Genomic DNA, 25,872 nt, shown 5'->3' on the forward strand with positions numbered 1-25,872 from the left:
GCGGCGGGCTCCCGAAGGGAGCTACGTCGCGGGCACCCGCACCGAGGGCCGGAACGCGTCCGCGTGCTCGGCCGCCCATTCCGCGAACGTCCGCGCGGGGCACCCGGTGACCTCCTCCACCGTACGGAGCGGGGTCCGGCCCACCGGCGGGGTGTTCCCGTACACCTCCAGCAGGAAGCGGACGACCTCCTCCGGCTGCCCGGCGGCCCGCCACCGCGCGGCCGCCTGCTCCTCGGTCAGCTCGACCAGCCCGATCCTCCGGTCGCGGGCGGCGGCCAGCGTGGCGACCTTGTCGCGGACCGTCAGCGCCTCGGGCCCGGTGATCACGTACGTCCTGCCGCCGTGCCCGTCCTCACTGAGGGCGACGGCGCCGACCGCGCCGATGTCCCGCTCGTGGACCATCGCGCTCAGTCGCTCCACGAACGGCTCGCGGACCGTGTCCTCCGTACGTACGGGCTCCGCCCAGGCGAGTGCGTTGGCCATGAACTCGACGGGCATGAGCACGGTCCACGGGATGCCGCCCGCCGTCACGGCGTCCTGGAGCGGGGTGTCGCCGCCGCCGTTGAGCACGGTGACCCGGCGCACCCCGGCCCCGGCGGCCAGCTTCAGGATGTCGGGGCCGGTCTCCAGCGGGGCGAAGAGGCCGCCGTCGAAGGTGATCAGATGCAGGCCGGTGACGCCGTCGAGGGCGGGGGCGAGGGACGCCGGGTCGGCGAGGTCACCGCGTACCACCTCGACGCCGTCGGGGAAGTCCGCAGCGGCCGGGTCACGGGTCAGGGCCCGTACCCGGTGGCCCCGGCTGCGCAGTTCGAGGACGATCTGCCGGCCGACCGTACCGGTGGCGCCGGACACGAGGTTCACGTTCGTGTGGTGGGTCATGGGCCGACGGTAGGAGGGCTCGCGGTCAGTTTCCGTCCGCGACGTGACCACGCGTCCGCACCGTCCGGTCCGCCACGCCCGACCCGGCCCGACCCGACTGAACAAATGCCCCTGTCAGTAGGCGAGTTGGGCCAGTTCCTCGGCGACGACCGCGCACGCGTCGGCGCCGGGGTCGACCGGCGGGAAGTGCCCGACGTCCTCAAGGAGCGTGAGGCCGACCATCTCTCCCGCGCGGGCGGCGGCGTCGACGTACGCCTCGGAGACGGCCCCCGGGACGACGATGTCGTTCCGCCCGTGCACCACGGCGGTGGCGATCCCGGTGGGCAGCAGGGCGGACGGGTCGGCGTATTCCTCGCGCTCCTTCAACCGCTCGCTCCCACCGAGGAGTTGGGCGACGGCCCCGCCGCAGACGTCCAGTTCGACGGCGCTGGTGAAGTCCGCGATGGGGGCGATGGCGACGACGCCGCGCAGCGGCGGAGCCGCGTCCAGCCGCCAGGGCGACCCCTCGGGCAGTACGTGCCGCGCCGAGGCCCACAGCGCGAGATGGCCCCCGGCGGAGTGCCCGGTGACCACGATCCGGTTCGGGTCGGCCGCCGGGAGCGCGTCGGCCACGAGCGCGGGCAGCGCGTCCATCGCGGCGGCGACGTCGTCGAAGGTCTCGGGCCACCGCCCGGCCTCGGCGTTGTCACTGCCCCCGCGCCGGTACTCCACGTTGGCGACGGCGAACCCGCGCCGGGCCAGGAACCCGGCGAACGGCGTCAGATGCCTCCGGTCGTACGGCGCCCGCCACGCCCCGCCGTGCAGCACCACCACCAACGGCACGCCTTCGAGCCCACCGCGCGGCGCGTAGAAATCGATCACCTGATCAGGGTGCTCCCCGTACGCGACGGTGACGTCGGGCTCCACCCTCGGACGCGAAAAGAGCGCCTCGGACTCGGCGAGGTCACGGGCGACCGCGGCGACATCCGCTGAATCGTGGGCGGCGGAATCCGACACGCTGCTCCAACCTTTCGATGAGAGACCCGACTTGACCTGATCAGCGGGGACGGTATCAGCATCCCGCCCCCGGCTTCACGGCACTGCCTCACCCCCACCACCCCACCACCGTCGCGCTCAGGCCCCCGGTGCCGGGCGGGCCCCGTACGCCGCGAACCCCCAGTGGCGCGCCTCGACGCCGGGGAACCCCTCCGGGGACCCCACGGCCCGTCCTGTCTCCCGGTCCGGCACCCGCTCACGGCGCTTCATCACCGGGCGACGCTCCGGCGAATGACGCGATCGCTCGTGCGTAGCGCGGCGGTGAGCCGGTCGCCCAGTTCGTCGGCTCGCGACAGGACATCGGTCCACTTGTGGCAACGAAGCCGTTGACTCCTTGCTTCGAAGACACGACGAGGGACTGGCGTGGTCGTTCTCCCAGCACATCGGTGATGAACGCACAGCCCACGGTCATACCGCGAACGCGGTCGATGCTCCCCTTATTACTGGCGACACTGATCTCACCGCGTTCTTCCTCGGCCGAACGGCCCAGTTCGCGGTTGACACCAGGCACGCTGCCGACGCCCTCGGACTCACCGCCGACGCTCGGCGCGCCCGACGTCAGCAGGCGGCGGCCTTCGACACCGCCATCACCATGCTTCCTCCCTCATATCGTCGGAACCGTGGTGTCTGCCTTGCTCGCACTGCCTGTGCCCACGCGGGCACAGGCAGCATGACCCTGGCTGCCCGAATCGGTAGTCGGCGCCGATACCTCAGCGCCTGGAGCGAGCCCGACACCTTCGTTCCAGGCGCCGACGGCACCGAGCTCCTCGAAGATGCGAGTGGCACGGTCCTGACTCTGCCCAACTACGCGCCGCGCGGACCCCCAACCTGCAGGATGCTCTGTCTTAAAAATCGTGTTAACCATTTTGACCATGCGCCTTCACTAACGCCGAAATCAGCCTCGGGACCGAACTGTGCGGATTTGGAGGCGCATGCTTTACTTTAATCGATTCACACTTGGAGGATCTGGCGATGGCTTCTGGATAATTTCCATAAGGGAATCTGTCAGACATGTTCTTACCGGAGATTCCCCTTTTTTGCAGGAGTTTTGAGAGCGTGTTTGCATCCACCCATGATGTGCGGTTCTCAAAATGCCACAGCAGCCAGATTTCGAAGCACGGTGAGCTGATCGCTATTTCGATACTCAGACGGCCGGCTTCGATACATGCCCTCTCAAGGCTGGCGTGTTCGTCCACATCAACAACACACCAAACCGCATCATAAGGATCCCCACTCCTTTTCTCAAGATCCCGAAGTCGTTTCGCTTCATTTACTACACTTAATGGGTCTCGACCGACTCCGACCGGCTTGACACTGACCACTCGGACGGCTTTTGCTCTTACCAATGCCGTGAACTTCTCGAAATACTGAGGTTCCGTGTTGACGCCTTCGGTGGCAATGAGAATCTTCGTGTGCTCGTATCGCGTGTTCTTCGACTTCGAGATCCTCTGGGTGCCACGCAATTGACGGCGGCTCATGTTTGCGCCTCCACTCGCAGAGACGCAAACAATTCCTCCCAAGCAAGCGTGGGAACTGCCCCATACCTTCCGCCGAGATATCGACGTTCTACGCTATGATCCTTCTTGACGGGAAAATCTGTCAGCGGATAAATCTCCGTGACTCCATCGGAGGATTTCTCAGAGAACCACATCTCCTCCTGATCCAGGCCATCGCCCGAGAGGTGGCCCATCAGGGAAGTGTCGTGCGAGGTGAAGACAAGCTGCGCCCCGCGTGGATTGATCTCCGGAGACTTGAACATGGCGATGAGTGCTGACGCCAGCCTCGGGTGCAGACTGGAATCGAGTTCATCAACGATCAGCACTCCGCCGTATTTAATCTCCCGCAATGCGGGCAACGCAAGGGAAAGCCAGGCAACCGTGCCGCTACTCTCGTTGCTCAGATCCAGATTGTGAGAATCCTCGACGGATGGCCCCGTGTGCCAAAAACTGATCACCTTCCTTTGCTCTTCCAAAAGTTCGGCGAAAAATGCCTCTTCGTCATCCCCCTCATTCGTTAGGGCCTTGATTGTCTTGCGCATGGTCGACTGAGTCTTCTCGTCGACTTCAACTTCCTCCAAGGAGAGGCGTTGAATCCCAAGGTCGGCGAAACGCAGCAAAGATTGAGCCTGCCCCAGAGTCTCCTCTTCTTCGATCCATTTCTTGACCGCCCTGATTCGACTCTGTTTATAGAATTCAGAAAATGCAGCGTAGCGCAAATGCTTGGTCAGGTAATGGTTGACACTCTGCAACTGAGCGTGATTTGCCATACTTGCCGTGGAGAGGTAAAGGTTGTAGCTCCCCATCAAGCGCGAAATTCGAACATTCTCTCCCTTGAGGTTCCTGCTGAATGTCATGCTTCCCGGCCCTGGCCCGCTTCTCTCAAACAGAGTACGACGGCGCCCTTCCGGGAACGAGTAGAGCCACTCAGAGGCAACCCCCTTGGAGCTGCTCTCGAATCCGTACGCGTGACGCGTCCCGTTGACCGTAAAGTCAAACTCGTACGCGGAAGTTTCCGTTTTCGATTCCTTGTCGAGGAGAAATGGGGCGTGGGGAAAGAATTCTCGGTCACTCCACCTGGTGGAATTACTGATGGCCTTCACTGCGAAATCCATTGCGTCCAGGATGGTGGTTTTTCCGGATGCGTTGGGGCCGAAGATGCCGACCACACGGTTAGTCACCGAGTCCCAGCCGCCATCCGCAGGACGTACTCCTTCAAAGCTCGATTTGGTGAGCACGAGTTCAGCGGTGTCACGGATGGACTTGTGGTTGGTGACACGGAACCTCAGAAGCATGGCTACCTCACTAGCTAGGTGCAGTTTCATCCCGTCCTAGGACGGATACCGCCCTGACCGCTCCTCAAACCGTACGCCTTGTGTAGGTACCCGACCAGCGGCGTCAACCCGCGGAGGGGCGGAGCGCGGCAGATCGGCACATCGCGGCTCCGGACGATCCCCGTGCAGGTCCCGGTACGAGGGTGTTGTCCCCCCAACTGGACAGCGCTCACCGGCAACGCCTCCATCGCCGTCGCCAGCCGGAAAGGCGCCTACTTCACCGACATCCGTGCAGCACTCGCCACCCTCATCCGCGACACAGAAGCCGGCGAGCCGGCACCCTCCTGTAGACGAGCGTGCCGGGGCCGAGCGCGACCGCGCCCCCGCCCCGGCACCTTCCAGCCCGTGCGTCCCCGTCTACGCCGAGGTCGGCGCCGGGGTCGTCGGCGGGATCTCCCGCAGTACCTGCCCCAGCACCCGCGCCGCGCGTTCCGTGTCGCGGAAGCCTACGTACAGCGGGGTGAAGCCGAAGCGCAGGATGTCCGGGCGGCGGAGGTCGCCGATGACGCCGCGGGTGATCAGGTCCGTCATCACCGCGGGGGCCTCCGCGCAGCGCAGGGCCACCTGGCTGCCGCGTTCCGCGTGGGGCTCCGGGGTCAGTGAGGCGACCCGGTCCGGCGGGGCGTACGCCGACACGCAGCGCAGGAAGAAGTCCGTCAGCGCCAGGCTCTTGGCGCGCAGGACGTCCAGCGAGACGCCGTCCCACACGTCGAGCGACGCCTCCAGTGCCAGCATGGAGAGGATGTCCGGTGTGCCGACCCGGCCGCGTGTCGCGCCCTGCGCCGCCGCGTAGCCGGGTGTCATGCCGAACGGGTCGACGTGCGAGGTCCAGCCCGGGAGCGGGGAGTCGAAGGCCGCCTGGTGGCGTTCGGCGACGTACAGGAAGGCCGGTGAACCCGGTCCGCCGTTCAGGTACTTGTACGTGCAGCCCACCGCCAGGTCGACTCCGTGCGCGTCCAGCTCGACCGGCAGGGCGCCCGCGCTGTGGCACACGTCCCAGATCGCCAGCGCGCCCGCGCCGTGCAGCGCGGCCGTGATGCCGGGAAGGTCGTGCAGCCGGCCCGTACGGAAGTCGACGTGGTTGACGAGCGCGGCGGCCGTACGCGGGCCGGCGGCGCGCGATACGTCCGCGGGGGACACCGGTACCACGCGCAGGGAGGTCATCCGCGCCGCCGACTCGGCGATGTAGCCGTCCGTGGGGAACGTCTCGGCGTCCACGAGGAGTTCGTCGCGGCCCTCCCCCGCCAGCCGGGCCGCCGCCACAACCGCCTTGAAAACGTTGACACTTGTGGAGTCGCCGACCACCACCCGGCCGGGTGCCGCGCCGAGGAGCGGGGCGATCCGGTCGCCGATCCGCTCCGGGGCCGTCCACCAGCCGCCCTCCGTCCAGGAACGGATGCGCAGTTGGCCCCACTGCCGGGTGACGACGTCCTGGACGCGCGCCGGTACGTGACGGGGCAGCGCGCCCAGCGAGTTGCCGTCCAGATAGACGGAGTCGTCGTCGAGCGCGAACAGCTCGCGGCAGGACGCCAGTTGGTCCGCCGCGTCCAACTCGGCGGCCCCTTTGATCAGTTCCTCGGACATGGCTGCCCCGGACATGGCTGTCTCAGACATGGCTGCGCGCCGTCCACAGCTCCGGGAACACGTTCTTCTGCGCGCGCTTCTCCAGCCACGCAACCCCGGCGGACCCGCCCGTGCCGGTCTTGGACCCCATCGCCCGCCGCGTCGCCACCAGATGGTCGTTGCGCCATCGCCACACCAGCTCGGCTACGTCCGTCAGCGCCTCGCCCAGCCGGATGATCTCGCCGTTCTGGTCGGGCTCCGCGTACACGTCGGCCCAGAGCTTCTCGATCGCCGGCGACGGCTCGTACTTCTGGGTGAGATCCCGGTTCAGCACCGACGCCGGCACCGGCAGCCCGCGCCGGGCGAGCAGGCTCAGCACCTCGTCGTACAGGCTCGGTTCCTGGAGCGCCTTCTCCAGCTCGGCGTGGACGCGCGGCGCGCCCCGGTGCGGGACGAGCATGGACGCCGACTTGTCGCCGAGCAGGAACTCCAGCCGCCGGTACATCGCCGACTGGAAGCCGGAGCCCTCGCCGAGGGCGCTGCGGTACGAGTTGAACTGCACGGGCGTCAGCTGGCTCAGCGGGGTCCAGGACGCGTTCAGCGCCTCCAGTTCGCGCACCGACCGCTTGAGCGCGTCGACCGCGACCGGCACCCGGTCCTCGCGCAGCGCGCGCGACGCGGTCTCCCACTCGTGGACGATGACGGTGAACCACAGCTCCATGACCTGGGTGGTCACCAGGAAGACCATCTCGCCCGGATCGTCGGACTTCAGATGCTGGAGATGGGTGAGGACGTCCGCCTGGACGTAGTCCTCGTACGGGGTCGTACCCGCGAAGTCGAGGTTCGGGGCTTCCGAACCGGCTCCGGAGGTATCGGGGTGCTGCGACATCTCTGTCTCCTCGATATTGCTACCGGGTAGCGGTCCGCCCCTTCCCATCGGCATCGGAGCTCCGGTCCCCTGTTCGCATCATAATCCCGTCCTCACGGGACGGCCGGGCCTGTGATGTACGTCCCGTTCGCCGCGTACGGCCAGGCATTCGCACGACAGCCGTGCAACCCCTTGATCTGCTGCATCATCGCCGGAGCCGGTCCGCCCTTCCGCCCGCAGGTGAGATGGGGCCTGCCGAGCCGGTGGCCCACCTCGTGGTTGACGATCAGCGCGCGGTACTCGGTCACCGGCCCGTCGAACTGCTCGGAGCCCAGCACCCACCGCTTGAGGTTCACGACGACGCTGCGGCCGACCGTGCAGTTCACCTCGCCACGGGTACGCAGACCGGCAGCGCCGCAGATCCGGTCCACCGTGCCGGGCGTCGCGATCTTGACGTCGAAGTCGGCGGGGCCGGAGGCGACCAGCTGGAAGGACGTACGGCCGTCGGCGGTCCAGCCGCGCGGGTGCGCCAGAATTGTCTCGATCTCGACGGCGGCCTCCGGCGCGGGGAGTGCGATGCCCTTCTCGACCTGCACCCGGTAACGGCGTACGGCGTCGCCGGAGCCGACCGGGGAACCGGCGGCGCGGGCGGTGTGGAAGTCACCGGGGCCGTGGGAGGGCACGGGGATACGGCGGGCCGGCTCGGCGGACCGGGTGGGACCGGGACTTGAATCCGGACCTGGACCTGGACCTGGACCTGGACCTTTGATCGACGGGGGTAAGGAGGCCGGGGGCGCGGGGGCCTTACGCGCCTCCGGGTCCGGCGCCGGACCGCTCCCGGGCCACCCGGCGAGGGCCGCGCCGCCACCGACGACCACGGTCAGGACCACGCCGAGGAGCCCGGCGCGGGCGTACGGACGGCGACGACGGGGCCCGTGACGGGCCAGGGCACGCTTGCCCACGAAAGACCTCTCCCCTGCTACGACCGGCGTCGGGGGAGAGGGTGCCGGGACCTCGTACCGGATTCGATGGCGTGTGCGAGCGTAACGACCGTGTGCGGGCGGTCCGCAGTCTTTCGGACGCACACGCGCCGCAGGTCGGAGGCCGTTCGGACGGCCGGGGACCTGCGGCGCGGGGTGACGCGAGGTGACGCTAGGCGGTACGGGGGGCGCGGGGCCGGCGTGGCGGCCCGGCGGACAGGGGCTCCGCGAACGGCTCAGCCGAGGGTGTCGGCCGCCGTCTGGGACGAGTCCCGCAGAAAGCCCGAGCAGCGCTCGTACTCGTCCTGCTCGCCGATCGACTGCGCGGCGCGCGCGAGTGCGTGCAGGGCGCGCAGGAAGCCCCGGTTCGGCTCGTGCTCCCACGGCACCGGGCCGTGGCCCTTCCAGCCGCTGCGGCGCAGGGAGTCGAGACCGCGGTGGTAGCCCGTACGGGCGTACGCGTACGACTCCACGACCCGGCCGCTCTCGAACGCCTCGTCGGCGAGCTGTGCCCAGGCGAGCGACGAGGTCGGGTACTTCGCCGCGACGTCGGCGGGCGCCGTCCCGTTCGCGAGGAGCTCGCGAGGTTCCGGGTCGTCGGGCAGGTGCGTGGGGGGCGGTCCCCCGAGGAGGTCTTTGTGGATGGCCATGGTTCCGAGTGTCCCAGGTCGCGCCGGAATCCGTGGCGGCGGTGCGGGTTTGCCACCGGCAATCGCGGGGCGGCGAGGAGGGCGGGTGGGGTGCGCGGGAGGGTGGGCGGGCTGGCGGGCGAGGAGGGACGGGGAACCGCGGGCCGGGGGGCGGGGGCTGACGTGGGGCGTCAGGAGGCGGGGGCAGGGCCCGGGGGCAGACGTCCGGCATCAGGGGCCAGGCGTCAGGGCTGGGCGTCGGGCGTCAGCGTCGGAGGCCGGGGCCGGGCGTCGGGCTCACGCGCCGGGCGTCAGAGGCCGGGGGCAGACGTGGGGCCTCAAGAGGCGGGGGCAGGGCCAGGCATCAGGGCTGGGCGTCAGCGTCGGAGGCCAGGGCCGGGCGTCAGGCTCGCGCGCCAGGCGTCAGAGGCCGGGGCCAGGCGTCAGGGGCCAGGGGTCAGCGTCGGAGGCCGGGGCCGGGCGTCGGGCTCACGCGCCGGGCGTCAGAGGCCGGGGCCGGGCGTCAGGCGTCAGGGGCCAGGGGCCAGGGGCCAGCGTCGGAGGCCGGGCGTCGGGCTCGCCCGCCTGTCCGTCCCATACGCACCGCCCGCCCAGTACGCACCGCCCGCACCGCCCGCGCCGCCCGCGCCGCACACGGGCACCACCCCTCCCGCCCGTCCCGCACCCACCACCAGGCTCACGCCCCCACCCGTCCCGCACCCACCACCAGGCTCACGCCCCCACCCGTCCCGCACCCACCACCAGGCTCACGCCCCCACCCGTCCCGCACCCACCACCAGGCTCACGCCTCCGCCCGGTACGCGCCGTCCGCGTCACCCGGCTCCGCCCGTACCGTCGGCTCCAGCGGGGGCGCCGACAGGCCGCAGTTCACCTTGCACTGCGGCAGGCTCGGGGCCGCCGCGCCCGCCTTCGCACTCGCGTCGGCCTTGCCCGGCGCCCGTACCCTCGCCCAGGCGATCAGCGCCCCCAGCACCAGCACCCCCGCGAGCATCGGCATAGCCCGGTCGAACGCCGCGTCGAACTGCGTCGCCGACCGGTACACCTCCGGCCCCATGCCCGCCAGCAGCGGCAGCGCCGCCACCGCGAGGAGGCCCGCGGCCCGCGCGGCGGCGTTGTTGATGCCGCTGGCCAGCCCCGCCCGCGCGTTGTCGACGGACGCCAGGACGGTCGCGGTCAGCGGCGCGACCAGCGTCACCATCCCGAGGCCCATCACCACCAGCGCGGGCAGGACGTCCCTGACGTACGACGCGTCCGCCCCACCGCCCACCCGCAGCATCAGCAGCAGCCCGGCGGCGCACAGCAACGGCCCCAGCGTCAGCGGGATGCGTGGTCCGATCCGCGAGGCCAGCTCCCCCGATCTGGCGGAGAACAGCAGCATCAGCACGGTCGTCGGCAGCAGCGCCGTACCGGCGGCGAGCGCCGAGTAACCCGCCACGACCTGGAGCTGCAACGCCGCCAGGAAGAAGAACCCGCCGAACGCCGCGTACACGCACAGCGTCACCAGGTTGACCGACGTGAACAGGCGCGAGGAGAAGATCGACGGCGGCAGCATCGGATCCGGCCGCCGCCGCTCCAGCAGCACGAACGCCACCGCCACCAGCACCCCCGCCGCCCCCGACCACCACACCTTCGCGATCAGCGCGTACGTCACCAGCCCCAGCGCCAGGGCGCCCAGCGCCGCGCCCAGCACGTCGAAACTCCCGTGCTTCGCCGGGTCCCGCGACTCCGGTACGTGCCGCAGCGCCACCGGCACACAGATCGCGGCCAGCGGCACGTTCAGCAGGAAGACCCACCGCCAGCCGGGCCCGTCCACCAGGAATCCGCCCAGGAACGGCCCGACCGCCGCCCCCACGCCCCCGAACCCCGACCACAGCCCCACCGCCCGCGCCCGGTCGTCCGGATGGAAACTGCCCTGGATCAGCGCCAGCGACCCGGGCACCAGCAGCGCCCCGCCGACCCCCTGGAGGGCGCGCGCGAGGATCAGCACCTCGGCGGTGGGCGCGATCCCGCACAGCAGCGACCCGATCGCGAACCACACGATTCCCAGCACGAAGATCCGCCGCCGCCCGTAACGGTCCCCGAGCGACCCGCCGAGCAGGATCAGCGCGGCGAGCGTGAGCATGTACGCGTTGACCGTCCACTGGAGGTCCGCCAGATTCGCGTGCAGATCGTCACCGATGTGCGGCAGTGCGACATTGACGACGGTCGAGTCGAGCAGCGCCATGGTGGAGCCGAGCACCGTCGTCAGCACGATCCAGCGGCCGGAGGCCGTGCCCAGCCTGATGTCCATGGGGGCATCATCCCCGCACGGGGGCTACGTGGCGAGCCGGCCCAGCGCGCGGATCAACGCGTCCGTGCCCCGTTCGGCCTTGGCACGCGGACAGCCCACGTTGAGCCGTACGAAACCGTCGAGGCCGTACGTCGTCCCGGGCATGATCGCCACCTTCTCGCGCTCGATCAGCTCGCGCTGGAGCGCGGCGTCGTCCACACCGAGCGGCCGGAGGTCGATCCAGGCGAGGTAACCCGCCTCGGGCGGACGCCAGCCCAGCCGGGGGAAGGCCGCGTCGAGACGGGCGGCGACCATGCGGAGGTTGCCCCGGACGTACGCGTTGAGCGCGTCCAGCCAGGGCCCGCCCTCGCGGTACGCGGCGATGTGGGCCGTCAGCGCGAGGACGGCCGGGGAGGCGAGCCCTTCGGCCGTCTCCATCCGGCGGACGAACTCGGCGTGGTCGGCGGGGTCGCCGATGACACCGTACGAACCGCTCAGCGCCGGGAAGTTGAACGACTTCGTCGCCGAGGTGACCAGCGCCCAGCGGCCGGTGGCGACATGGGTCCACGGCAGATGGCGGCGGCCCGGCGGGGCGAACTCGGGGTGCACGAAGTCGGCGTGTATCTCGTCGCTGATGACCGCGACGCCGTACGCCTCCGCGAGCCGGGCGAACTCCGTCAGCTCACCCTCCGACCACACCCGGCCCGTCGGATTGTGCGGCGAGCAGAGGATCAGCACCGTACTGTCGGCGCGCGCCAGCTCCCGCTCCAGGGCGGCCATGTCACCCACCGGCGCCCCGCGCAGTTCACGGCCGAGCCCGGTGACCGCCTTGCGGAAACCGTCGTACGTGGGGGTGTGGACGACCACGGCCTCACCGGGCGCGCTCCACATGCGCAGCAGTTGCGACACCTGGTTGAGCACGGACGGCCCGTACACGACACGGTCGGTGTCGAGGTCGGTGGCGTGGCGGGTGGCGAACCAGTGGCGCAGCGCGGACAGGAAGTCCTTGTGCCGCCAGTCCGTGTAGCCCAGGACACCGTGCGCGAGGCGCGCGTGGAGCGCGGCCAGCACCTCGGGCGGGGAAGCGAAGTCCATGTCGGAGATGGTGAAGGGCAGCAGCCCGGCCACGCCGAACCGGTCGGCGACACCGTCCCACTGGACGCTCCACGTGCCGAGGCGGTCGACGGGGGTGTCGAAGTCGTAGGCCGGGGTTCCGGGGGGTGGCGTTCCGGGGGGTGGGGCGGCGGCGTGGGCCGGGGTTCCGGGGGGTGGGGCGGCATGGGGTGGGGCGGCGTGCGGCGGCGGGCTTCCGGCGCGCGCGGTCCCGTCGTCCACGGTCCCGTCGTCCATCGTCTGGTCCTCCACAGCGCGGTCGTCCACGGTGAACGGTCCTCCTCCGGGCCCGGTGCCCGCGTGCGGCGTGCACCCGCGCGGTCCTGGTCCCGGCTCTGGTCCTCGTCCTCGTCCTCGTACTCGTCCTTGTACGGGTCCTGATCCCCGGTCCTGATCCCCGGTCCTGGTCCCGGGACAGCCCACGGGCCCGGCATCGCGAACGACACCGGGCCCGCGAGGTGGAAACGGTCGGCTACTTGAGCCGGGTGCCCTTCGACCGCAGCGCGGCGCACGCCTCGGTCACGCGCGCGGCCATGCCCGCCTCGGCCAGCTTGCCCCAGGTGCGCGGGTCGTACGTCTTCTTGGAGCCGACCTCGCCGTCGACCTTCAGCACACCGTCGTAGTTGCGGAACACGTGGTCCACGACCGGCCGCGTGAAGGCGTACTGGGTGTCGGTGTCCAGGTTCATCTTCACGACGCCGTTCTCCAGCGCCGTCGCGATCTCCTCGGCCGAGGAACCGGAACCGCCGTGGAAGACGAAGTCGAACGGCTGGCTGCCGGCGGGCTTGCCGTACTTGTTGGCGACACCCTCCTGGAGGTCCTTCAGCAGCTCGGGACGGAGCACCACGTTGCCCGGCTTGTAGACGCCGTGCACGTTGCCGAAGGACGCGGCCAGCAGGTAGCGGCCCTTCTCGCCCAGGCCCAGGGCCTCGGCGGTGCGCAGCGCGTCGTCGACGGTCGTGTAGAGGGAGTCGTTGATCTCGTGCGAGACGCCGTCCTCCTCACCGCCGGTCGGGGTGATCTCGACCTCAAGGACGATCTTCGCGGCGGCGGCCTGCGCGAGCAGCGTCTCGCCGATGTCGAGGTTGTCGGCGAGGGTCTCGGCGGAGCCGTCCCACATGTGCGACTGGAAGAGCGGGTTACGGCCGGCCTTGACGCGCTCGGCCGACACGGCGAGCAGCGGACGGACGTACGTGTCCAGCTTGTCCTTGGGGCAGTGGTCGGTGTGCAGCGCGACGGTGATGTCGTACTTGGCGGCCACGATGTGCGCGAACTCCGCGAGCGCGACCGCGCCCGTCACCATGTCCTTGTTGTACTGGCCGCCGAGGAACTCCGCACCACCGGTGGACATCTGGATGATGCCGTCGCTCTCGGCCTCCGCGAAACCGCGCAGCGCGGCGTGCAGGGTCTGCGACGAGGTCACGTTGATGGCCGGGTAGGCGAACTTGCCTGCCTTCGCCCGGTCGAGCATCTCGGCGTAGACCTCGGGGGTTGCGATGGGCATCGGGCCGCTCCTTGTGATGTGCGGGGTGTGAGGTGCTTTGTCCCTGACCTGGGGGCGACGTCATTGTCGCCCTCATCTTTCCAGACTCTCGTGCCTGCGCCATGGGTCAGGCCCCGTGGGGCCTCGGCGGGGCCGTACGTCAGTACGTCTCGCTACGTCGGTACATCGGTACATCGGTACATCGGTACATCGGTACGTCGCTACGTCGCTACGTCGGCTCGTAGTTGCGTCGGTACGTCGGACCACGCCGTGCGTCGGACCCTCGGCCGTGCGTCAGGTCGGCCCGTGCGTCAGGCCAGGCCGAGGTCGCCCAGCGTGTACGCGCCGACGTAACGAAGCCCCGCGGCCTCGACGGCCGAGGCCGCCCCCCGGTCCACGATCACCGCGACGGCGACGACCTCACCGCCCGCCTCACGCACCGCCTCGACGGCCGTCAGCGGGGACCCGCCGGTCGTCGACACGTCCTCCACGACCAGACAGCGGCGGCCCTTGACGTCGGTGCCCTCGATACGCCGCTGCATCCCGTGGGCCTTGCCCTGCTTGCGTACGACGAACGCGTCCAGCGATCCGCCCCGTGCAGCCGACGCGTGCAGCATCGACGTCGCCACCGGGTCCGCGCCCAGCGTCAGGCCGCCCACGCAGTCGTAGTCGAGACCGGCCGCGGCGGCGGTGTCGAGCATGACCCGGCCGACGAGCGGCGCGGCCTTCCCGTCGAGCGTGATGCGGCGCAGATCGATGTACCAGTCGGCCTCGATGCCCGACGAGAGGGTCACTTTGCCGTGCACGACGGCCTTGTCCTTGATCTGCTGGAGCAGCTCAGCGCGTACGTCAGTCATGGCCCTGAGCTTACGGGCCGGGTTCCGGGGGCTCCCCGGGGCCGCTGCGCGCCGCCCTCCGAGACCGCGCCGGGGTCGAAGACCGCGCCGGGGTCGAAGACCGCGCCGCCCTTCGAGACCGGGCCGCCCTTCGAGACCGGGCCACTCTTCGAGACCACGCCGCCCTTCGAGACCGCGCCGCCCCCAACCGGTGCCGCTGTCAGAGGTGGCGCCAGCTCCAGGTCGTACGGATCTCCAGCGGGTCGATGGGGGTGACCAGCCGGGGTTCGGTGTTGAGCCCGTTCGGCGGGCCGGTCTGCGGCTCCACGCAGACAGCTTCGGCCTGTTCGTCGTAGACGACGGCCCACTCGGCGGTGCTGGTCACCTTCAGTTCCAGCCGCCCCGGCCAGGTCAGGGTCGCCTCGACGCCGTCGGGCATGCCGAAGCAGTCGTCCCACGGGCCGGGCTTCGGGTCGATCCGGCGGCCGGTGGGCAGATGGTCGGCGCCGCGCTCCTCCTGCCACTGCGGGGAGAAGTCGAGCCGTACGGCGTCCGCGTCGGCCGTGGAGCCGTCGAGATGGCGCAGGAACCACGGGTGCCAGCCCGCCTGCGCGGGAAAGGAGTCGTCGTACGTCTCGACGCCGAGCGACAGCGTCAGCGAGTCGGCGGTGAGCTCGAAGAGCTGCGTGACGCGGCCGGTGTACGGCCACGGGTCGGCCAGCTCGTACGTGAACGCCGCCTCGCTCTCGCCCTTGCGGGCCGTGCGCCACGCGACGTCGCGGCCGGTGCCGTGGATGGCGTGCGGCGGGGAGTTGAGCGGCAGTTGATGGGCCGTGTCGCCGTTGCGGAACCGCCCCCGGTCTACGCGCCCGCACCAGGGCACCATCGGGAAGCAGCCGTAACGGTCGCCCTGCCGCAGCAGTTCGGTACCGCCGACGCGCAGGCCGGCGATCCGGCAGCCGACCGCCGGATGGATGGTCAACTCGGCGTCGCCGGCCGCCAGTCGGATCTCGCGCTTCTGGTCCGTGTCCGTACTCACGCCATGACCCTAACCGCCGGGACCCGCCGTACGGTTCAACGCCTGCGCCGCAGCGCGCGCCCCACCACGACGGCCCCGGCGATGGCGAGCGCGGCGGCGGGCGCGACCCAGCGGAGCGCGACGCCGGGGCCACTGGCGTCCGGGGCCTGCTCGGGGGCGTAACGCCCGCGCGGCGGCGCGTGATCGACCTCCTCGGCGCTGCGCCCGATCATGGTCCGCCGGGCGTGGGCGGCCTCGGCGGGCGGATCGAGCGGCACGAGGAAGTCCCCTTCCCCGGAGGCCGTGGCCCCGAAGCCGACGGACGGATCAAGCTCGGAGGGCGAAAGGGGTACGTCGAACTCGCCCCCGCCGAAGTCCCCATCCGGACCCGCCAGATCGGCGTCGCCGGAGGAGTCCTCGCCGGTCGCGGAGCCACCGGCCCCGCCATCCGCACCCGCTTCGGCCTCTCCGGCACCGCCGGAGCCGTCTGTCTCGTCCGGGTCTGCGGAACCGCCGTCGGCGGACCGGCCGGGACCGGGCCGGCCGGACTCACCCGGGGAATCGGAACCGGGAACACGCGAAGACTCGACGGGCCCCCCCGACCCACCCGAAGCGGCACCGCCGGACGCACCCGCTTCGGCCCCTCCGGGACCACCGGCGCCCCCGGCCTCATCCGGGGCCCCGGTGGCCTCCGCGCCGGTCGGTGCCCCGTCGGCGTCACCGCCGGGCACACCGGCCCCGGCGCCCGGGGCGCGGCCGGAGGTGCCCCCGCCCGCCGGATTCACGTCACCGTCGCCCCCGCCACGGGAAGCACCGGACCCGGTGTCCGAGGCGCCCCCGCCCCCCGGGCCCGGCGGCGGCCCCTCACCGGAGGCCGCGCCGGAACCGCCGTCCGCACCCGTCACATCCGTCGCGCCCGTCGCACCCTGGTCCGTCCCCGCAGCCGTTCCGGTCCCCGCGACCGCATCCGCGCGGCTCGTGCCGGTGTCGCCGCCCGCCCCCAGCGCCGACGCGAAACGGTCCAGCAGTCTCCGGCCCGCCGACTCCGACAGCTCCGGGGCGATGTCCGCCAGGCGGCCGTCCGCCGTGGACGTCGCCGTGAAGGTGAGCGTCGTGCCCCCGGCGGTCTCCGCGAGGACGACGCGGACGCGCGCCGTCGCGGAGCCCGTACCGCGTACCTCCGCGCCCTGGCCCTCCGCCGTGAAACCGCCCGCCCGCTCCGTGAGCGTCAGCGCGCCGCGATAGGTGATCGCGTGGCCGCCCACGCGGACCTTCAGGCGACCCGACAGCGGACGCGCCGACTCCTCCGCGTCCTGCTGGAGTCCGGGGACGCAGCGCGCCACGCGGGCATGGTCCCGCAGCGCCTCGCGGAGGGTCTCAGCCGGAACCGGAATGAACACCTCATGCTCCATGGGATCCGAGCCTACTCAGCCCCGCCGCATCAGGCGTCCCCCCGCGCACAACGGCTGCCGGGGCCGGGTCGGCGGCACCGCTCACCCCGCGTACCTCGGATGCACCAGCGTCGACGGGGGCAGATCCGGTATCCGGGTGCGTTCCGCCCCGCGTACCCCCGCTTCCAGGACGGGCGGCGCCAGTGACCGCAGCGCAGGCGCGTCCCGGGGGAGCCCGACCTCCGGCGGCCGGCCGACGGCGGCCAGCAGGAACCCCCAGTCCGGCCGTGCGCCCACCCCCGCGCCGCCGGCCCCGCGCTGGGCGTCGCGCACCCGGTCCGGCCCCGCCCGGAAGCCGGAGACCCGCCCCGTGGCGCTGTACGGGCTCGTACGGAACCCCGCCGCCCGCAGGGTGGCGTCGACCGTCCAGTACGTACGCGGCCTGGCCGACGGCGGCCCCGCGTGCACGGCCAGCCGCCCACCCTCGGCCAGCACCCGGGACGCGAGCCCGTAGAACTCCTCCGAGTAGAGCTTGGTGCTCGGGGTGATCCCCGGGTTCGGCAGGTCGGAGACCACCACGTCGTACGGCTGCGCCCCGGGCCCCGCCCGACCGCCCGGCCCGTCCTTCGTCCGCTCTCCCGTCCCGCCGGGCGTCCCCGGCCCGGCCGCCCCGCGCTCCCGCAGCCACGCGAACGCGTCCGCGTACTCCACCCGGAGGCGGGGGTCGTCGTACACATGCCGGTTCAGCTCCGCCAGCGCCGGGTCCGTACGCGCCAGACGGGCCACGCCGGGGTCGAGCTCCACGAGGGTGACCGAACGGACGTCCGGATACCGCAGCACCTCCCGCGCCGCCAGCCCGTCCCCGCCGCCGAGGATCAGCACGCGCGCGTGGCGCCCGCGCATCGCCGGATGCACCAGAGCCTCGTGATACCGGAACTCGTCCCGCTCGCTGACCCGCAGCCGCCCGTCCAGATACAGGTCCACCGGCCCGTCGCGCCCGCCGATGAGGACCACCTCCTGGACCTCCGTCTGGACGGCGACCCGCACCCCGTCCCCGTACACCGCCCGCCGCGCGGCCCGCTCGAAGTCGTCCACCAGGACGGCGGCCGTGCCCAGCACCGCGAGCACCAGCGCGTTCACGAGCAGCAGCAGTCCGCGCTCACGGCCCGTCAGATCCCGGCCGAAGACCCAGAGCACCAGCGCGCCGCCGGCGACCACATTGACCGCGCCGGTCAGCAGCGCGCCCGTGAGCTGGCCGAACCACGGCAGCAGCAGGAACGGGAACGCCAGCCCGCCGACCAGCGCGCCCACGTAGTCCGCCGCGAAGAGATCGGCGACCGTCCCGCCCGCGTCCTGCCGCGAGACCCGCTGGATGAGGGTCATGAGCAGCGGGATCTCCGCGCCGATGAGCACCCCGATGGCGAGCGAGAACCCGATCAGCGCGGGCCGCGACTCGCCCATCCAGGCGAATGTCGCGTACAGCACCAGCGCCGAGCAGCCGCCCAGCAGCGCGAGCGCCGCCTCCACCAGGCCGAAACCGACCGCCGCCCGGCAGCGCAGCCGCTTCGCGAGCAGCGAGCCGAGGCCCATCGCGAAGACCATCAGGGACAGGACGACCGACGCCTGGGTGACCGAGTCCCCGATCAGATACGACGCGAGGGCGACCAGCTCCAGCTCGTACACCAGCCCGCACGCGGCGCACACGAAAACGACGGCGAGGATCAGGAAGCGACCCGCGCTCGGTCGGACGGGCAGCCGGACCGCGTTCTCGGGCGGGCCGACCACGGACTGGTCGATCATTTCAGTAACGCTACGTCACGACGTCCGTGCGGCCGGTCACCCACAAGAGTGGTAACCGGCGTTCACACCCGCCCAGTTGACCCGCACGCCCCCACGTCACCCCGCACGCCCCCGACCACCCCACCCGCACCCCCGCCACCCCCGCCCCGGCCACCCTCACCGCCTCACCGCCTCACCGCCTCACCGCCTCACCGACCGGACCCCACCCCCTACAACGCGACCGGCACCCGCACCCCCACCCGCGTCCGCGTCACCACCAGCGCCCCCTCCTGCGGATACGCGTGCCAGGTACGCCACGACACCTGCCCCTCGTGCCGCTGCACGAGCATCGCGGTGAACGCGTAGGGCTCACCGGGAAACGTCCCCGCGAGTCCGTTCGGATGGTCCGCGACCAGCGCGAGCAACTCCTGCGCGCGCCCCGCGAACGAGCCCTGCGACAACGTCTCGACCCGGGCTGCGAATTCGTACTCCCAGTCCCCCACGCGCTCGGCGACACCCAGCGGCAGCGGCGTACTGCTGCCCGGGATGCAGGCCACCGTTTCGGAGCAACTCCCCTGTGCCTCCTCGACAAGCACCTGATGGGAGGCGCCGAGAAGCCTCAACTGAACCTTCGCGCCGGTGAGTTCGAGATCAAGGACGGCGAGGGCGGGCAGCGGTTCGCGCCCCAGGGCCCAGGCCAGGTCGGCGGCACGGGTGTCGGTGTAGGCGGTAAGGAGAGTTCTGAGCATGGGTCGGCTCCGCAAACACGCTTGGCAAAGTGGACCGGGTGGCGTCCCGGAGGATGAAAGGGAGAGGTGGCAGCGGTGAACTGGGGTGTGGGAGAGAAGAGTTGAGAGGGCTGAGAGCTGAGGAGTGACGGCGGTGGAGATCGTCTGCTCGGCTCCGCACGAAGGTCCGAGGTTCGAGGCCCGAGGTCCGGGGGCTGGAAATCTCAACAGCGAGAGAATCACGAAGTAAGGGGCGCCCACCGCGTTTTTACCCAACTTGACGGGGTTTCCATCCCCTCGGGGGCACCACAGTTCACCTGTTCAACGAACAACCGCCCCACGGCTCGCCACGAGCCCCAACACGACGGTGCCCGGCGGAAGTTCACTCCGCCGGGCACCCTCGTCGACTACGGACCAGCTGCCCCGTGTCAGCTGCCTCCGCCGCCACACCCCCCGCCCCCGCCGCAGGAGGACGAACCTCCTCCGCACGACGACGAGCCGCCTCCGTCCGATGACGAACCACCGCCACCGCTGTCTCCCCCGGCCCACCAGCTCGTGTGCTCACCGCCCCCGCCGTCGCCGCCCGACCGCCGGCCGCTCGCACGGAACCCGCGGTTCTGGTTCCGCGCCAGCCGCTTCGCGAAGCTCCCCAGCGCGAACAGGAACCCGACAACCAACAGGACGAAAAACCCGAAGGCCAGTCCCACTACTCCCATCGACCCCACCGTCATTTCTTCCCCCGAGACGAGGCCCCCCGCGCCCTCGCGGACCGGCTTCGCCAGTGATCGGCTTCGTGCCGTCTTCTGTTGTGACTGGGGGATGCCCCCGCCCCCACCGGGCCAAAGCAGACTTGAGCAAGTCCAGAGCTTCGGCGCAGGATGGCCGCCATGACCGCCACGAATCCCCCGACACCCGCCGCGAGCGACACCCCGGCGGCGCCCGGCCGCGCCCGGCCCCTGCTCAACCGCCGCCTCGCGGAGTTCGGGACGACGATCTTCGCCGAGATGTCGGCACTGGCCGTCCGCACCGGCGCGATCAACCTGGGCCAGGGGTTTCCCGACACCGACGGGCCCGAGGAGGTCCGGGAGGCGGCGGTACGGGCGCTGCGCGACGGCCGCGGCAACCAGTACCCGCCGGGCCCCGGCGTCCCCGAGCTGCGCACCGCGATCGCCGGCCACCAGCGGCACTGGTACGGCCTGACGTACGACCCCGACACCGAGGTCCTGGTCACGGCGGGCGCCACCGAGGCGATCGCAGCGTCCCTGCTGGCCCTGGTCGAGCCCGGCGACGAGGTGATCGCCCTGGAGCCGTACTACGACTCGTACGCCGCCTCCGTCGCCCTCGCGGGCGGCACCCGCGTGCCCGTGACCCTGCGGCCCCGCGACGGGGCGTACCACCTGGACCTGGACGAGCTGCGCGACGCGGTCACCCCGCGTACCCGGCTGATCCTCCTCAACACCCCGCACAACCCGACCGGCACGGTCCTCACCCGCGAGGAGCTGGCGGCCGTGGCGGCGCTGGCCGTCGAGCGGGATCTGCTGGTCGTCACCGACGAGGTGTACGAACACCTGGTCTTCGACGGCGAGCACCTGCCGATCGCGTCGTTCCCGGGAATGCGCGAACGGACGGTCACCATCGGGAGCGCGGGCAAGACGTTCTCGTTCACGGGGTGGAAGGTCGGCTGGGTGACGGCCACCCCGGAGCTGGTGACGGCGGTCCGGTCGGCGAAGCAGTTCCTGACGTACGTCTCGGCGGGCCCGTTCCAGTACGCCGTGGCCGAGGCGCTCCGCCTCCCCGACAGCTACTTCCACGAGCTCCGCGACGGCCTGCGGGCCAAGCGCGACCTGCTGTCGGCGGGCCTCACGGCGGCGGGTTTCGCGGTCTACCGCCCGGCGGGCACGTACTTCGTCACGACGGACATCCGCCCCCTCGGCGAGAGCGACGGCTTCGCCTTCTGCCGGGCGCTGCCGGAACGGTGCGGCGTGGTGGCCGTACCGAACGCCGTCTTCTACGACCACCGGTCCGAGGGCGCGCCCTTCGTACGGTTCGCGTTCTGCAAGCGGAAGGGTGTGATAGAAGCAGCAATCGAAAGGTTGTCTGTGCTGCGGAAACGCTGATTCAGCGTCCGGAGCTGGGCAAATCAGGCCGAGGGCGCCCCGTGGAGACGCACCCCGGGGTAGTCCATGCCCATGGCGGCCCAGAAGAGTTCCCGCTGACGTTTGCGCGCCGTCCGGAGGTTCAGCGTCTCGGCTTCCTGGTTCCGCAAGTACGCGGCGTAGTACGGCCGGATGAGTTCCACCTCTTCCCCGTCCAACCGCTCGTTGCGCTCCTGGACGTGGGGCGGAAGGGGCTCCGCTGGGGCCGGGGTGGGTGCTGCCGGGGCGTTCAGGTGAGCGGCGGAGTGGCGTCCGGGCTTGCTGCCGAACAGAGTGCCGATGAGTTCCAGGGCGCGCACGATAAGGTCTCGCATGTCACAGCTCCTTGGGCTGTTGGCCATGCCCCGGGACGGATTAGCGGATACCAGCCGCCTCCGTCGCCGGGGTTCTGTCTGGGCTGACACTACCTAGACTTGTCTATCTTCGTCTATTGACGTACAGCGACGTACAGACGTCTGACCGGATGTTCGCCCTTGTCTAGGCTGGTGGGATGCCTGAGATCGACCACGAGTCGCCCACGCCGGTGTACCGGCAGATTGCCGCCTTGATCGTTCAGGAGATCGAGAGTGGCGCCCTTCCGGTGAACCGGAAAATCCCTTCTGAGTCCGCCTTGACTCAACGCTTCGGCGTGGCCCGGGAGACCGCCCGAAACGCGGTAAAGCACCTGCGGGAAGCGGGCTGGGTTTTCACCGTGCCTCAGCGCGGAACGTACGTTGCGGAACCGGGCGGGCCAGCCGGCGAGGACGAGCACCAGGGCGACTAGGGGCACTCCGGAGCGTCGGAGTCGTCTCACGGCGGCAGGGGCTTGTCATCCGGCAGGAACACGTACGGGACCTTCCCCGCGATGAGGTCCGCCAGGGCCTTTAGGGTCGGGTCCACGACATCCCAGGAGTGCCCGGCGGGATGACCCTTGAAGAGTCCGCACGCCTCATCACGTCCCTTGTGGTAGAAGCCGCACCACACCATAAATTCAACGCCCCCGCCGCGCGCGCCGTCCCAACGTGCCCAGACTGCACCGTCGCGTTCGTCTTCGTCCCAGAGCATTTGCGCGTGCTCGGTGTCGCCGTGCTCGCCAAGCTCGCAGATGACGTGAGGCGGTTCCTTTGCGGCGTTCGGGATGGGGGGCAGTTGCTTTACGGCGGTGCACTTGAGCATCAGTGATCTCCTTGGGATCTGAGAATGAGCGGGCCCCGTCCGTGCGTGGGTCGACGCGCGAACGGGGCCGGTGAAGGCTTATCCGTATGGTTGGGTATCACGCTCGAACGGCAGCTTGGCCAGGGGGCCGCGCACGACGGACGCGGCGGAGGGGTCGCGTCGTGGCACTTCCCACTCGTCCAGCCGCTCGGCGAACCATGTCGCGTGAACGCCGAATTCAGCGGCGAGCGCGGCGGCGGATTCACCGTCGTTGTAGCGGGCGACCACGTCCGCTCGCGCTTCGATGAACCGCTCCTTTGCGGCCTGTACTTCCTCTTTGGTTCTGCGTGGCAACGGGCCTCCTACGGCCGGTGATTGAGGGAGGGTCCGGGGCAGAGGGATGCTGGGAGCGGCGGGATACCTCATTCGCTGTCGGCGGCGAGGTCCGTCGTCCGGTGCTGCGCCTTCTTGTGGCGATGGAGCAAGACGCGCTTGTCGACGGCCGCACTCCGGTCGCCCTCTTCGTTGGCGGCTGCCTCAGCCCGTTTCAGCTCTGCGCACTCGGCACACTCGGGCGGCTGTTCCGGGTTCTCAGCCGTTGTCGGCGCCGTATCGCCCGTCCGCGTCGTCTCGCTCCCGGCAGGCGCCACGGTCGAGACTGATTCCTCGCGTATCACTGATCCCCAATGTCTTTCTCAGTCTGGTGACCGTTCCGGCGGGGGCCGGTCTCCCGCTCTCTCCCCGCCGGAACGGCGTTGATGGAACTAACCGCGACCTACGCGGCGAGCAGCGCGCCCACCAGATCGAGCGGTTCGGCGTCGTCCGTGCCCTGGTTGCCCCCGGTCGGTTCCCCGCTCGGCTCGATGGTCTCGGGCTCGTCGGTCTCGGGCGTGATGGTCTCGGCCATCAGTCCCCCCCTTCTCTCGTTGGTCCCGGCCCGGTTGGGCTCGGGGGTGGTCCGTCCGTCGCCACGGATGGACCCCGCTACCGGGTGGGCAACCGGTGGATGGAAGAACCGGCGCCCAGGGAAGTCCCCACCGGGAGCGGAAGTCTGGACTAGTCGCCGGCCGGTTCGCCCACGAACAGCAACGGCAGTTGAAGCCCCTGTTCGATGGCGGCCACGGCCTGACGGATACGCCGTTCCTGGTAGGGCAGGGCGTGCGAGTCGAGTTCGGCGAGCGGAACCCACCGGAGCGAGGACAGTTCCTTCGCGGCGTCCTCGGGGACGGCAACGTTCGCGGCATCTTGGGCCGTCAAAGTCCCGCCGTTGCAGACGACGTTGAAGCCCTCGGGCGAGCCGGTCTCCTCGTTGGCGGGCACGTGATCCAGCGCAACAAAGTGCGTGACATCGATGTTGAGCCCGGTCTCTTCCTTCAATTCGCGGGCCGCCGCGTCGCTCACCTTCTCGCCCTGGTGGGCAGCCCCACCGGGAAGCTGCCACCCCTCCTTGTAGGTGGGCTTGACCAACAGCACGTCTCCCGCGTTGTTGCGGACGAGGACCACGGCCCCGATGCGTCGCCGGGGCTGTTCTGCGCGGTGGATGTCGCCGTGTGCCATGGGTGGAATCTCTCTCGTCGGTGCGGGTGTTGACCCCGCCGGGCCGTTGGTGGCCAACGGGGCGTCTGGTGGGGCAGGGGCTACCGGCGGTCGTTCACTCACGCGGCGGAGCCTCTGCGCGGCGGACATGTCCCGCCGGGGTTCCCTCCACGCGTCGAACCGGGCAGCGAGCCACATGGGGTACACACCGAATGCGGACGCGAGCTTGTTCATGGACTCGCCGGCGCGGTACCGCGAGATGATCTCGGCCTTGTTGAGCCGGACGCGCTCCATCCCTGCCTGACGTCGCAGTGCCGCGCGGTTGATGTCCGCGTCCCGGAACGGATGAGCCCCGGTGTGGTCGGCGAACAGCGGACAGGCATCGGACTGGTTCCGCGCCGGGCACGGGTCCATGACTTCTACGTCGAACGTGTGCTGGCCCCGCCAGAGCACCCACGCCGCGCGGCCGGACGCGTCGGGTACGAACACAACGAGAACCGCGTGGTCTCCGCTGCGGTGCCTTTGCATCTCGCAGCGCACCAAAAGCAGCGCATCACTGGTGCCCACGCCCCAACCAACCCGTTTGGAAGCGGAGTCGATCAGGTTCGGGGGTATGCGGAATGGCGTGTTACATCTGACCATCGGGCGGTCCTCGCTCGGGGGGTGGGAAGCCCCGCTCCGGTCACAGAAAGGGGATGAGCCAGCCCGACCGACGGGCCTTCCTGTGGCTCGTGTGACCGGAGCGGGTGTGTATGGGCCCGCCAGACGCGGGCAGTTCGGCAAGGGGGTCAGGCGTCCGGACGACGATGGGCCAGACGGTCAGGGTGTAGCGACACCCGCTGTCCGACATGACCACCGACAGCGGAGCACCCTCCGCGAGTTGGTCTCGCGCGGCCCGGTGCTCTGCGGGATCGTCCGTCCAGTCCCGCAACGCCGTAGGGCAGTCGGGCATAGGCGCGGGGTCCACGCGCATCCACGATTCAACCCACGCCGAGTGCGCGGGGTCGGGGTCGAGCCCGTCCGCGATTCGTTCGGCCTGTCCCCGGAGCCACCGGAGCGCGAGTTTCGGCGAGATGGTGCCGAAGGTGCCGAGCACGAACGCGGCGGTTTCCCCCGTCCCGTACACCTCGCCTTCCGCACGCACTTCGCACCAGTAGGACCGGGTCAGCCCGTCACTGCCGCTCATACCGGGTCTCCGCGCACCATGCCCCACGGTCGCCGTAACACCTGTTCGTATCCGGTGTGCTCGGGCACTTCCTTCATGTGCTCGAACGGCCACTTCTGCGCCACCTCGAACATTTCGGATTCGGGAGACTCGGCACCACACGGGTTGCCTTGCTCGTCTTCCGTGGTGCACCGAAACAGATGCAGAGTCGGGGGCGCGTCGGGCTCGGTATTGGGCGTAATCGTCCAGCCGAAGAACCGGTGTCGCGAGCGCATCACGTCACTCCCACTGCGTGCGAAGTAGTCAACCAGTTCCCCAATGAGCCGTTCCAGGGCTTCCGCAGGGGGGTGGTCGGGCGAGGGATCTTCCACGGGCGACGGGGCTTCCTCGCAGTGGACCGGACCGTGAACCGTGCCAGCACGGTCAACGGGCCGTCCCTTGGGGCGAGCGGGCGCAAGC

Annotated in this window: 27 protein-coding genes; 2 read left to right on the plus strand and 25 right to left on the minus strand. The window is 70.5% G+C overall.

Going from position 1 to position 25,872, the window contains the following annotated elements; translation table 11 throughout:
* Window positions 1-21 precede the first annotated feature (21 nt).
* The 17 genes from OG875_RS13685 to OG875_RS13765 all read right to left on the minus strand — a co-directional run bounded on the left by OG875_RS13685 (window position 22) and on the right by OG875_RS13765 (window position 19,443).
* A complete protein-coding gene (locus OG875_RS13685; RefSeq protein WP_330174496.1) occupies window positions 22-879 on the minus strand; it encodes an SDR family oxidoreductase in 858 nt (285 codons plus the stop codon).
* A 114-nt stretch (window positions 880-993) separates the two neighbouring features.
* Complete coding sequence (locus tag OG875_RS13690) at window positions 994-1,875, minus strand: alpha/beta hydrolase (protein ID WP_330174497.1); 882 nt, start codon at window positions 1,873-1,875, stop codon at window positions 994-996.
* 235 nt (window positions 1,876-2,110) lie between these two features.
* Entirely contained in the window at window positions 2,111-2,425 is a 315-nt protein-coding gene (locus tag OG875_RS13695) for a hypothetical protein (RefSeq protein WP_330174498.1), read from the minus strand.
* 346 nt (window positions 2,426-2,771) lie between these two features.
* Complete coding sequence (locus OG875_RS13700) at window positions 2,772-3,392, minus strand: RloB family protein (protein WP_330174499.1); 621 nt, start codon at window positions 3,390-3,392, stop codon at window positions 2,772-2,774.
* A complete protein-coding gene (locus OG875_RS13705; RefSeq protein ID WP_330174500.1) occupies window positions 3,389-4,705 on the minus strand; it encodes an AAA family ATPase in 1,317 nt (438 codons plus the stop codon). Before OG875_RS13705 ends, OG875_RS13700 begins: the two co-directional genes overlap by 4 nt.
* A 396-nt stretch (window positions 4,706-5,101) precedes the next feature.
* Entirely contained in the window at window positions 5,102-6,358 is a 1,257-nt protein-coding gene (kynU, locus tag OG875_RS13710; protein WP_330174501.1) for a kynureninase, read from the minus strand.
* Complete coding sequence (locus tag OG875_RS13715; protein ID WP_330174502.1) at window positions 6,351-7,196, minus strand: tryptophan 2,3-dioxygenase family protein; 846 nt, start codon at window positions 7,194-7,196, stop codon at window positions 6,351-6,353. The genes kynU and OG875_RS13715 overlap by 8 nt, the downstream gene beginning before the upstream one ends.
* A gap of 92 nt (window positions 7,197-7,288) precedes the next feature.
* Window positions 7,289-7,858 carry a DUF3152 domain-containing protein gene (locus OG875_RS13720; RefSeq protein ID WP_330174503.1) on the minus strand — a complete coding sequence of 190 codons (570 nt, stop codon included), beginning with the start codon at window positions 7,856-7,858 and terminating at the stop codon, window positions 7,289-7,291.
* A 533-nt stretch (window positions 7,859-8,391) separates the two neighbouring features.
* Window positions 8,392-8,805 carry a DUF3151 domain-containing protein gene (locus OG875_RS13725; protein WP_330174504.1) on the minus strand — a complete coding sequence of 138 codons (414 nt, stop codon included), beginning with the start codon at window positions 8,803-8,805 and terminating at the stop codon, window positions 8,392-8,394.
* A 781-nt stretch (window positions 8,806-9,586) separates the two neighbouring features.
* A complete protein-coding gene (locus OG875_RS13730) occupies window positions 9,587-11,095 on the minus strand; it encodes an MFS transporter (protein ID WP_330174505.1) in 1,509 nt (502 codons plus the stop codon).
* Window positions 11,096-11,119: 24 nt separating this feature from the next.
* Window positions 11,120-12,454 (minus strand): MalY/PatB family protein, encoded by a 1,335-nt coding sequence (locus OG875_RS13735; RefSeq protein ID WP_330174506.1) that lies wholly within the window; start codon window positions 12,452-12,454, stop codon window positions 11,120-11,122.
* A gap of 205 nt (window positions 12,455-12,659) precedes the next feature.
* A complete protein-coding gene (gene fbaA / locus OG875_RS13740; RefSeq protein WP_330174507.1) occupies window positions 12,660-13,691 on the minus strand; it encodes a class II fructose-bisphosphate aldolase in 1,032 nt (343 codons plus the stop codon).
* Between the two features lie 290 nt (window positions 13,692-13,981).
* Window positions 13,982-14,527 (minus strand): orotate phosphoribosyltransferase, encoded by a 546-nt coding sequence (pyrE, locus tag OG875_RS13745; RefSeq protein ID WP_330174508.1) that lies wholly within the window; start codon window positions 14,525-14,527, stop codon window positions 13,982-13,984.
* Window positions 14,528-14,726: 199 nt separating this feature from the next.
* On the minus strand, window positions 14,727-15,545 hold the full coding sequence (locus OG875_RS13750; RefSeq protein WP_330174509.1) for an aldose epimerase family protein: 819 nt from the start codon (window positions 15,543-15,545) through the stop codon (window positions 14,727-14,729).
* A gap of 35 nt (window positions 15,546-15,580) precedes the next feature.
* Window positions 15,581-16,936, minus strand: coding sequence for an SRPBCC domain-containing protein (locus OG875_RS13755; protein ID WP_330174510.1), 1,356 nt, complete (start codon window positions 16,934-16,936; stop codon window positions 15,581-15,583).
* Window positions 16,937-17,017: 81 nt separating this feature from the next.
* Window positions 17,018-18,715 (minus strand): polyamine aminopropyltransferase, encoded by a 1,698-nt coding sequence (locus OG875_RS13760; protein WP_330174511.1) that lies wholly within the window; start codon window positions 18,713-18,715, stop codon window positions 17,018-17,020.
* Between the two features lie 209 nt (window positions 18,716-18,924).
* The gene (locus OG875_RS13765; RefSeq protein WP_330174512.1) at window positions 18,925-19,443 is read right to left on the minus strand and encodes a DUF2617 family protein; all 519 of its coding nucleotides are present in this window, start codon (window positions 19,441-19,443) and stop codon (window positions 18,925-18,927) included.
* An 866-nt stretch (window positions 19,444-20,309) separates the two neighbouring features.
* Here OG875_RS13765 and OG875_RS13770 point away from each other — a divergent pair.
* The gene (locus tag OG875_RS13770; RefSeq protein ID WP_330174513.1) at window positions 20,310-21,539 is read left to right on the plus strand and encodes a pyridoxal phosphate-dependent aminotransferase; all 1,230 of its coding nucleotides are present in this window, start codon (window positions 20,310-20,312) and stop codon (window positions 21,537-21,539) included.
* A gap of 23 nt (window positions 21,540-21,562) precedes the next feature.
* Here OG875_RS13770 and OG875_RS13775 read toward each other — a convergent pair whose 3' ends face one another.
* On the minus strand, window positions 21,563-21,892 hold the full coding sequence (locus OG875_RS13775; protein ID WP_330174514.1) for a hypothetical protein: 330 nt from the start codon (window positions 21,890-21,892) through the stop codon (window positions 21,563-21,565).
* A gap of 176 nt (window positions 21,893-22,068) precedes the next feature.
* Between OG875_RS13775 and OG875_RS13780 the strand changes: the two genes are divergently transcribed.
* Window positions 22,069-22,341 (plus strand): GntR family transcriptional regulator, encoded by a 273-nt coding sequence (locus OG875_RS13780; protein WP_330174515.1) that lies wholly within the window; start codon window positions 22,069-22,071, stop codon window positions 22,339-22,341.
* 26 nt (window positions 22,342-22,367) lie between these two features.
* Here OG875_RS13780 and OG875_RS13785 read toward each other — a convergent pair whose 3' ends face one another.
* The 7 genes from OG875_RS13785 to OG875_RS13815 form a co-directional block, all read right to left on the minus strand.
* Window positions 22,368-22,733, minus strand: a complete 366-nt coding sequence (locus OG875_RS13785) for a hypothetical protein (protein ID WP_330174516.1) — start codon at window positions 22,731-22,733, stop codon at window positions 22,368-22,370.
* Between the two features lie 78 nt (window positions 22,734-22,811).
* Window positions 22,812-23,066, minus strand: a complete 255-nt coding sequence (locus OG875_RS13790; RefSeq protein ID WP_330174517.1) for a hypothetical protein — start codon at window positions 23,064-23,066, stop codon at window positions 22,812-22,814.
* Between the two features lie 68 nt (window positions 23,067-23,134).
* Complete coding sequence (locus tag OG875_RS13795; protein WP_330174518.1) at window positions 23,135-23,389, minus strand: hypothetical protein; 255 nt, start codon at window positions 23,387-23,389, stop codon at window positions 23,135-23,137.
* A gap of 98 nt (window positions 23,390-23,487) precedes the next feature.
* Window positions 23,488-23,619: a hypothetical protein gene (locus OG875_RS13800; RefSeq protein ID WP_330174519.1), complete on the minus strand. Its 132-nt coding sequence runs from the start codon at window positions 23,617-23,619 to the stop codon at window positions 23,488-23,490.
* 149 nt (window positions 23,620-23,768) lie between these two features.
* The gene (locus OG875_RS13805) at window positions 23,769-24,815 is read right to left on the minus strand and encodes an NUDIX hydrolase (RefSeq protein ID WP_330174520.1); all 1,047 of its coding nucleotides are present in this window, start codon (window positions 24,813-24,815) and stop codon (window positions 23,769-23,771) included.
* 115 nt (window positions 24,816-24,930) lie between these two features.
* On the minus strand, window positions 24,931-25,434 hold the full coding sequence (locus OG875_RS13810) for a hypothetical protein (RefSeq protein WP_330174521.1): 504 nt from the start codon (window positions 25,432-25,434) through the stop codon (window positions 24,931-24,933).
* Window positions 25,431-25,784 (minus strand): DUF7848 domain-containing protein, encoded by a 354-nt coding sequence (locus OG875_RS13815; protein ID WP_330174522.1) that lies wholly within the window; start codon window positions 25,782-25,784, stop codon window positions 25,431-25,433. Before OG875_RS13815 ends, OG875_RS13810 begins: the two co-directional genes overlap by 4 nt.
* Window positions 25,785-25,872 lie beyond the last annotated feature (88 nt).

Source organism: Streptomyces sp. NBC_01498 (assembly GCF_036327775.1).
Classification (GTDB): domain Bacteria; phylum Actinomycetota; class Actinomycetes; order Streptomycetales; family Streptomycetaceae; genus Streptomyces.

Bases quoted from the DNA above. Each gene is read 5' to 3' on its own strand.
- OG875_RS13685 (WP_330174496.1), bottom strand. From the start codon at position 879: ATGACCCACCACACGAACGTGAACCTCGTGTCCGGCGCCACCGGTACG.
- kynU (WP_330174501.1), bottom strand. From the start codon at position 6,358: ATGTCTGAGACAGCCATGTCCGGGGCAGCCATGTCCGAGGAACTGATC.
- OG875_RS13715 (WP_330174502.1), bottom strand. From the start codon at position 7,196: ATGTCGCAGCACCCCGATACCTCCGGAGCCGGTTCGGAAGCCCCGAAC.
- OG875_RS13765 (WP_330174512.1), bottom strand. From the start codon at position 19,443: ATGCTCAGAACTCTCCTTACCGCCTACACCGACACCCGTGCCGCCGAC.
- OG875_RS13705 (WP_330174500.1), bottom strand. From the start codon at position 4,705: ATGCTTCTGAGGTTCCGTGTCACCAACCACAAGTCCATCCGTGACACC.
- OG875_RS13800 (WP_330174519.1), bottom strand. From the start codon at position 23,619: ATGGCCGAGACCATCACGCCCGAGACCGACGAGCCCGAGACCATCGAG.
- OG875_RS13775 (WP_330174514.1), bottom strand. From the start codon at position 21,892: ATGCGAGACCTTATCGTGCGCGCCCTGGAACTCATCGGCACTCTGTTC.
- OG875_RS13700 (WP_330174499.1), bottom strand. From the start codon at position 3,392: ATGAGCCGCCGTCAATTGCGTGGCACCCAGAGGATCTCGAAGTCGAAG.
- OG875_RS13770 (WP_330174513.1), top strand. From the start codon at position 20,310: ATGACCGCCACGAATCCCCCGACACCCGCCGCGAGCGACACCCCGGCG.
- OG875_RS13725 (WP_330174504.1), bottom strand. From the start codon at position 8,805: ATGGCCATCCACAAAGACCTCCTCGGGGGACCGCCCCCCACGCACCTG.
- OG875_RS13810 (WP_330174521.1), bottom strand. From the start codon at position 25,434: ATGAGCGGCAGTGACGGGCTGACCCGGTCCTACTGGTGCGAAGTGCGT.
- OG875_RS13760 (WP_330174511.1), bottom strand. From the start codon at position 18,715: ATGATCGACCAGTCCGTGGTCGGCCCGCCCGAGAACGCGGTCCGGCTG.
- OG875_RS13730 (WP_330174505.1), bottom strand. From the start codon at position 11,095: ATGGACATCAGGCTGGGCACGGCCTCCGGCCGCTGGATCGTGCTGACG.
- OG875_RS13755 (WP_330174510.1), bottom strand. From the start codon at position 16,936: ATGGAGCATGAGGTGTTCATTCCGGTTCCGGCTGAGACCCTCCGCGAG.
- fbaA (WP_330174507.1), bottom strand. From the start codon at position 13,691: ATGCCCATCGCAACCCCCGAGGTCTACGCCGAGATGCTCGACCGGGCG.
- OG875_RS13780 (WP_330174515.1), top strand. From the start codon at position 22,069: ATGCCTGAGATCGACCACGAGTCGCCCACGCCGGTGTACCGGCAGATT.
- pyrE (WP_330174508.1), bottom strand. From the start codon at position 14,527: ATGACTGACGTACGCGCTGAGCTGCTCCAGCAGATCAAGGACAAGGCC.
- OG875_RS13785 (WP_330174516.1), bottom strand. From the start codon at position 22,733: ATGCTCAAGTGCACCGCCGTAAAGCAACTGCCCCCCATCCCGAACGCC.